Below are 7785 nucleotides of genomic sequence, written 5' to 3'. Positions count from 1 at the left end.
GTTTTAAAAAAAATGTGATATGAAAAATATGTTTAAAAAATCGATTTATCTGTTAGGTTTATCGCTGGCGCTAACATCCTGTACCAAAGATTTGGATGTGTTGCCTGAAGATGATGATATCTTCACAGCGGAGGCTTTTTACAGTCAGCCAGGGGCTTACGAGCGTTCTCTAGCTGGGGTGTATGGAAATTTATCCTTGACAGGAACTCAAGATGCAGGATCATCGTTTCTTCAAGGAATTGATGCGGGTACAAGTCAGTACGGCCGTTGTTTGTGGTATTTACAAAACTTAACCACCGACGAGGTAATTTGGAGTTATGAAAATGACCCTGGAACGCGAGAATTACAACGTGCGATTTGGACAGCAAACAATCCAATTTTCCTAGGAATGTTTAGCCGTACAATGGCTGAAGTTGCTTTGGCGAATGAGTTTTTACGTCAGTCAACGCCTGCTAAGTTAAGCTCTCGTGGTGTTACCGATGCTACGCAGTTAAGTAATATTGCCACGTACCGTCAAGAAGTTCGTGTTCTACGTGCATTAGCCTATTACAACATGATGGACTTGTTCGGAAAAGCGCCTTTTGTTACGGAGAATGATCCTGTTAACTTTAGAGGGCCTGAGTACAACCGTCAACAATTGTTTACGTATGTCGAAAATGAGTTGAACGCTGTTATTCCAGACTTAAAAGCCCCTCGTACTAATGTATATGGTCGTTTGGATCAAGCTATGGCTCGTATGATTTTGGCTAAAATGTACCTTAATGCAGAAGTATTTATTGGTACGCCAAAGTATACCGAGTGTGTGGCTCAATTGAACCAAGTTATCGGTGGAGGATATACGTTAAACTCTAACTATTTCAACAACTTTACTGCCGACAACCACATTTCTTCTGAAATGATTTTCTCTTTACAGTCGGATGGCGTAGTAACTCAAAACTTTGGGCCAACCACAGTAATGATTAACGGTCAAGTAGGTTCGATGGAATCCAACGGTGTTTCGCTAGGTGTTGGTGCCGGCGGATGGGGTGGAGCTCTACGTTTACGCAAGCAATTTGTACAAAAGTTTGAAGGTTCAGCCTTTGCATCTGATGCCCGTAAAAGTGCTATTTTACCCGGTTCACGTAACATTGAAATTACCGATATCGCAAACCGCGATCAAGGGTATATCTTAGCCAAATACAAAAACGTATCTTCTACTGGAGTAGCAGGACCTAATTCTACTTTTGTAGATACTGATTTCCCTTTATTCCGTTTGGCCGATGCGTATTTAATGTATGCGGAGTGTGCTGTTCGTGGAGCTTCAGGAGCTACATTGGCTCAAGCCGTAACGTATGTAAATGCTTTACGCGAAAGAGCAAACAATGGAAATTCAAGTGCGAATATTAGTGCTGCTGATTTGACGTTAGACTTTATCTTGGATGAGCGTTCTCGTGAGCTACATTGGGAAGGTCACCGTCGTCAAGACTTAATTCGTTTTAACAAATTTACAGGAGGAAGCTACAATTGGGCATGGAAAGGAAATGGAGTGAATGGAATCGCTATTTCGAACAACTTAAAAGTATTCCCTATCCCAACCAATTCTATTGCAGCTAACCCCAACTTAACACAGAATCCAGGTTATTAATCCAACACAATTAAACAATTTTGAAAATGAAAAAAATAGTTAAACCCATACTAGCTTTTGCTCTTTTATTCGGAGCAGCTTCGTGTACCGATGAGCAGGATTTAATTTTTACTACACCTCCTGCTGAATTTAAAATTCTTTCACCACAATCAGGTGAATCCGTAGTATTGTCCCCTGAAACGCCTCTTAACCCAGGTTTAGCCTTAACATGGGAAAATGCCGATTATGGAGCTGTAACGCAAGTAAATTACACAATCCAAGTGGATAAAAGTGGTGATAACTTTGATACACCTTTGGATGTAACTTCAACTACTAAAACATTTGCAACGATTAATTCTGATGTATTGAACGGTGCCTCTGTAGCTTCTGGATTAACTCCTTTCACCCAAGGTGGATTAGAAATTCGTATCAAATCTACTATTGGAACTACACCTAGTCAAGCCAAATATTCGGATGTAATCTCGTATTTGGTTACGCCTTACTCTACTGATTTACCAAAATTAGCCGTTCCTGGAAACCACCAAGGATGGAATCCACCTACGGCACCAAGAATTGCTGCTTCTGCATTCGGTCAAACGGACTATGAAGGGTATGTTTGGTTAGATGGAGAATACAAATTTGTTGCTCCTGATGCATCTGGTAACTTCAACTGGGGAAACACCGATTGGGGAGATGATGGATCTTTCTCAGGGGTTTTAGTTGATGAAACAGGCGAGGCTAATTGTTCAGCAGCTGCAGGGTACTACAGAGTACAAGCAAATACAACCACTTTGACCTACACGGTTACTCCTACAACATGGGGAATCATTGGTTCTGCTACACCAGGTGGGTGGGGAAGCAGTACGCCATTGACTTACAATACTACTACCAAAAAATGGACAGGTACTGTAGTGTTAACCGCTGCTGAATTTAAGTTTAGAGCTAACGATGCATGGACAATCAATTTAGGTGGTGATGGAAACGATGATGATTCTATGGATTATGATGGACCAAATATTGCTTCTCCAGGAGCTGGTACTTATTTAGTAGAGTTGGATTTGTCTAACCCAAGAAAATACTCGTATACGTTAACTGCACAATAATAAATCTTTAAGCAAGGACTGCTTAACCTCGGTCCTTGCTTTTTTTATAATTCAAAATGCTATGAGAAAATTATTATTATTTATTGGATTTGCCTTAACATCTACACTTCAAGCACAAGTAATCAGTTGGCAGGGGGGTGCTAACCCCGATCAAGACCAAGCGGCAGTGATTCTTTTTGACAAAAGTACTACCCCTTTAGCCACCTACAACGGTGTGATTTATGCACACACAGGTGTTACACTTAACGGAACTCCATGGCAAAACGTCAAAGGTCCATGGGGAGATAATACGACTCAACCTGCTTTAACTCAGGTTTCAGGTAACATTTATCGATTAGATTTGACACCCACGTTGCAATCGTTTTACAATGTGACTACAGGTTCCATTACCAATGTCAATATTGTATTTCGAAATGCACAAGGGAATGCACAGAGCGCCGATTTAGTTCTAAATGTCGGTGCTTTCCAATCGTCACTTACGGCTCCTGTTAATGGCAGTAATACACTTTTATCAGCGGGACAAGATTTTTCAGTGACAGCAACCAATACCAATGGTAATGCCAACTATACCTTGAAAGCCAATGGTGCTACGATTAATACCTTTACCGGTTCAAATTATTCATTTACAGATGTTAATGTTACACAAAATAAAACCTATCAATTACTGATAAATCAAGGCGCTGTTACCTTCACATATACTTTTAGTGTTGTTGTAAATGCGGGAACAACTACTGCTTCAATGCCCTTTGGATTGGAAGACGGTATTAATTACAACAGTTTTGACAACACCATAGCTACGCTTGTATTAACAGCTCCAGGTAAAGATTTTGTTTATGTGGCGGGTAGTTTTAATAACTATCAACCCGATTCATCGTTTTTGATGAAGAGAGACCCTTCAACGAACAAGTTTTGGTTAGAATTAACCAACTTAACACCGGGCGTAAATTACAACTATCAATATTGGGTTTGTGATCAAACGCCTACACCTAACTCTCCAGCGGTGGTAAAAACGGCCGATCCCTATTCTACATTGGTGTTGTCTAATTTTGATGATCCTTTTATCCCAGCTTCAAGTTACCCCAATATCCCTGCTTACCCCGCAGGTCAGCAACGTGAGGTAACCGTTTTAAGAACGGGACAAACTCCTTACAACTGGAGTAATGCTACTTTGAATTTCGTAAAACCCAATAAAGATAATTTAGTGGTTTACGAAGTATTGGTGCGCGACTTTGATGCCAATCGAAACTATCAAGATATTATCAACCGCATCGATTATTTTAAAAACTTAAAAATCAACGCGATTCACTTCATGCCTGTCATGGAGTTTGAAGGAAATGAAAGTTGGGGGTACAACACCTCTTTCCACATGGCCTTAGACAAGTTTTATGGAACGGCTGATAAATTCAAAGAGCTTATCGATCTTTTACACCAAAACGGAATTGCAGTAATTCTTGATCTTGCCTTAAACCACGCCTTTGGTAGAAACCCAATGGTACGTATGTGGATGAAAGATCCTGATGGTGACGGATGGGGTGAACCCGCTGCGGATAATCCTTATTTCAATGAGTTTTCAAGACACAGCTACAATGTAGGAAGTGACTTTAATCATAGCTCACAACATACCCGTTATTATACTAAACGTGTTGTAAAACATTGGATAGAGGAGTTTAAAATCGATGGATTCCGTTGGGATTTGACCAAAGGATTTACCCAAAACTGTTCAGGGAGTGATGAAGCTTGTACTAATGGGTATCAGCAAGACCGCGTTGATGTTTTACGCGAATATGTTGACTATACTTGGTCCTTAGATCCTTTCCACTTGGCAATTTTTGAACACTTAGGAATGGATAGTGAAGAGCAACAATGGGCTAATTACCGTATAAACGAAAATCCAAGCAAAGGGGTAATGATGTGGGGAGAATTAACCGCCCCATATACGAAATTAATTGAAGGTTTCTCAACAGGTGCTGACATCACACGTATGGGTCACGTAAGTCGTGGATTCAATGCAAAACGTTTGTTGGGTTATCCTGAAAGTCACGATAAGGATCGTATTATGTATTCTGCGCTTACTTTTGGTAATGGAAATGGTACATCCCCCGTTATCAATAATTTAAACAATGCACTTTACAGAATGTCGGCTATCGGGGCGATTAGTCTGTTGATCCCTGGACCAAAAATGATTTGGCATTTTGCGCCGCTAGGAATGAACTTATCCATCTTTACCTGTACCAATGGTACTGTAAATACCGATTACGACACAACGACTGGTGATTGTAAATTAGACACCAAACCACAGCCACAATGGGTCAATAACTGGTTAGGTATTCCACAGCGAGCAAAAATCTACAACGATTGGGCCAAAATGATTGACCTGAAATTAAGTAACCCTGTATTCAACGGCGACTATTCCATCAGCCCAGATGGAAATAACATTCGTCAGCGAATCTATGTGTTCAACAATTCATTGCCAACCTCTCAATTGCGCAATGTGGTGATTTTGGCAAATATGTCTGTAGCTTCACAAGGGATCCGTCCTGACTTCCCCTTCACTGGGACTTGGTATAATTTAATGGATAATACCTCTGTAAATGTAACAAGTACTTCGGCAACCATTACGGTTGAAGCCGGTGGATTCAGAATTTATGGAAATCAACCTTCTTTGAGCAATGATCAATTCTCAAAACTTGATTTCGTTACCGTAGCACCTAATCCAACAACGGGAACAATTATGGTGAATACCAATTTAACCGCTATGGAAGTGTATTCTATCACAGGTCAATTGGTGAAATCCTTTGACAATGTGATAATGGATCGCGAGTATTCTATCGAAGACCTAAAAGGAGGATTATATGTTGTAAGATTAGTTGATGAAAATGGACAATCCAAATCCGTCAAATTGATAAAAGAATAAATTTATTTAATAGTTAGTGTAAAAAAGGTTTCTGCTTTATCAGGAACCTTTTTTTATTCTTTCGAGTTGCCTTAGCTTTGTAGCGAAATTAGTTTAGATCCATAAAACGATTGGTTGTCAAGTCCCTGAAGATATTTTTTGGAACTATAGGTGCCTTACTTTTAGCGATGTATTTATTTCCCATTCTTTTTCTAGGGAAAATCGAACAAGAAGTCAAAGATTTTGCCAATTGTCGTTTGAGAGGGGAACTCAATAATAAAGAAGTGCAACTTTCTTTTTTCGTCATTATTCCTACTTTATCTTTTCATGCGCCGAATTCGATTTAAAATGTTCTACTCCTTATCGCAAAGAAACCATGGTTTCAGCGGATGAAATTGCCTTTGGTGTCAATTTAAAGACACTACTTTTTGACGGAGCTGTCAGTATTGATGAAATTTATTTAGATCAGGCTTTGATTTATATTAAGGGGGATAAAAACGGTAACGCCAACTATAATGTTTAAGTTTCTGATGATAAAGCACCTAAAGATTCAATAGAAAATTCAGGGGATACTTCCTTAAACTTGAACGAACATCAATCCAAAAAATACCTGTTTGTCCTTCCATGATTAATCTAAAAGGGGTAAATATCAAAGCAAAAAGATTTAATTATTTAGGAATAACAAAAGGTGACCTAGACAAAACCATTTTTGATTTGGATACCGAGGCAGAAATTGAAGATTTTAGTTTTTACATTAAAGGGTGAAAATTATTTAAAAAAATAAAAAAGTCAATGCCTAGTTGATTAATAAGATAAACACGAATTCAATGTCGTTTATTTTTTAAAGAAAATAATTCCTGCCAAGATACCTTCCATTTAATTTCACTATTTTGTCTAAATAAATCACGCTTTAATGCTAATTCTGCCTTTTTTTGTCAAAAATAGGATTAAACTAGTTTTTATTATTTTTGTCAAAGCCAAAGGCATATTAAAGACTGACATCATGCGAGTTTTACAATTATTCTTAGTGGCCTTTCTGTTGATGTCCTGTCAAAAGGATGAGGTGCAGAATCTGAATACATCTTCCACAGAGATAAGGACAATCACATACAACAATGTAAACGTCACCGTTGTTATTGACAAACCTGCCATAAGCAATCCTGATGTATTGCTTGTCTTTCATGGAACAATTGAAAGTGATTATCAGTTATTGACCGCTGCAAATAAAGCTCTTGATGAATTTAAGAAAGTAGTGGAAAGAGAGGATATGATGATTATAAGTGTTGCTCATCCCCAAGAATTTATATTGTTTGGGGATAATATTTTACAAGCTGAAGCAGCTTTGTTATGGGTAAAAAACAATGCCAATGAAGAATTAGGCATTACAGTAGGTAAAATATTTTTAGCTGGACATTCTCAAGGGGGGTATTTGGTTACTCGACTAAATACAATGCATCAAACAAATGGGGTTATTGCTAGTGCACCTGGTCCATTAAATCTAGTTTATCGATGTGAGTTAGAAGAGAATGGGCAAGTCGTTTCAAGTTCAACTTGTACGAAATTAAAGAATGTTTATGGACTAACTTCTGAAAATCCTAATGCCTATTTCGAAAGATCTTTATTGAATTTCACCAATGGCTTCAAGTCGGATATACTATTTGTTCAAGGATTGAATGATTCTCCCATACAAATGTACTCATGGCCTATTTTCAAACAAGAAATAGAAAATTGTGTTAATTGCCAAAATAGTCAATTTGTTGAGATAGCAGGGGGACATAATGCTCTTTTTACAAACGCTTTAAATACAATAGCCAAGCAAGAAGTTAATAATTTTATCAATACTCATTAACACTATAAATGCTAAAAACGCATGATGATACCCTTATTTTGAAATGAACTACATAGGGTCTCATTAATAAAAAGTACACCTCTATAAAAGCAAGAGATTAAAGTTTCTTTTGTGGTTAAATTACGCCGTAAATTACACAGTGGAAAGAAAAAACCCTTGACGATCATTTGAAAATCAAGGGTTTGTAAAAATGGTGGTGGTACCTCCAGCCCCGAAACTTCGGGGGAACCAGGGACATTATAGTTTTTTGTCAAGAATTAGTTTATCGATTAGTTCTGGATTTTGGATTAGTTTTTGAATAAAGACTTTGCTTTTCATTTTTTTAATAAATCGTTCG

The 7785-nt window shown here is 38.1% G+C and carries 6 protein-coding genes; all 6 read left to right on the top strand.

From position 1 onward, the window contains the following. The first annotated feature begins 19 nt into the window (after positions 1-19). The 6 genes from ABWO12_RS11695 to ABWO12_RS11670 all read left to right on the top strand — a co-directional run bounded on the left by ABWO12_RS11695 (position 20) and on the right by ABWO12_RS11670 (position 7448). On the top strand, positions 20-1624 hold the full coding sequence (locus ABWO12_RS11695; protein WP_353089147.1) for a RagB/SusD family nutrient uptake outer membrane protein: 1605 nt from the start codon (positions 20-22) through the stop codon (positions 1622-1624). Positions 1625-1650: 26 nt separating this feature from the next. Continuing rightward, positions 1651-2706 carry a SusE domain-containing protein gene (locus tag ABWO12_RS11690; protein ID WP_353089145.1) on the top strand — a complete coding sequence of 352 codons (1056 nt, stop codon included), beginning with the start codon at positions 1651-1653 and terminating at the stop codon, positions 2704-2706. 61 nt (positions 2707-2767) lie between these two features. After that, positions 2768-5620, top strand: a complete 2853-nt coding sequence (locus ABWO12_RS11685; RefSeq protein WP_353089143.1) for an alpha-amylase family glycosyl hydrolase — start codon at positions 2768-2770, stop codon at positions 5618-5620. A 355-nt stretch (positions 5621-5975) separates the two neighbouring features. Then, positions 5976-6122 carry a hypothetical protein gene (locus tag ABWO12_RS11680; RefSeq protein ID WP_353089141.1) on the top strand — a complete coding sequence of 49 codons (147 nt, stop codon included), beginning with the start codon at positions 5976-5978 and terminating at the stop codon, positions 6120-6122. Between the two features lie 101 nt (positions 6123-6223). Continuing rightward, complete coding sequence (locus ABWO12_RS11675) at positions 6224-6364, top strand: hypothetical protein (protein WP_353089139.1); 141 nt, start codon at positions 6224-6226, stop codon at positions 6362-6364. A gap of 148 nt (positions 6365-6512) precedes the next feature. Further along, complete coding sequence (locus ABWO12_RS11670; protein WP_353089137.1) at positions 6513-7448, top strand: alpha/beta hydrolase family protein; 936 nt, start codon at positions 6513-6515, stop codon at positions 7446-7448. Positions 7449-7785 lie beyond the last annotated feature (337 nt).

The organism is Flavobacterium sp., from assembly GCF_040379285.1.
Lineage (GTDB): Bacteria > Bacteroidota > Bacteroidia > Flavobacteriales > Flavobacteriaceae > Flavobacterium.
Note: the sequence above shows the minus strand (reverse complement) of the source record. Positions and strands in the feature narration are given on the sequence as shown.

What these genes read in the sequence shown, in the direction of transcription:
- ABWO12_RS11695 (WP_353089147.1), top strand. Translation starts at nt 20, where the DNA reads ATGAAAAATATGTTTAAAAAATCGATTTATCTGTTAGGTTTATCGCTG.
- ABWO12_RS11690 (WP_353089145.1), top strand. Translation starts at nt 1,651, where the DNA reads ATGAAAAAAATAGTTAAACCCATACTAGCTTTTGCTCTTTTATTCGGA.
- ABWO12_RS11685 (WP_353089143.1), top strand. Translation starts at nt 2,768, where the DNA reads ATGAGAAAATTATTATTATTTATTGGATTTGCCTTAACATCTACACTT.
- ABWO12_RS11680 (WP_353089141.1), top strand. Translation starts at nt 5,976, where the DNA reads ATGGTTTCAGCGGATGAAATTGCCTTTGGTGTCAATTTAAAGACACTA.
- ABWO12_RS11675 (WP_353089139.1), top strand. Translation starts at nt 6,224, where the DNA reads ATGATTAATCTAAAAGGGGTAAATATCAAAGCAAAAAGATTTAATTAT.
- ABWO12_RS11670 (WP_353089137.1), top strand. Translation starts at nt 6,513, where the DNA reads ATGCTAATTCTGCCTTTTTTTGTCAAAAATAGGATTAAACTAGTTTTT.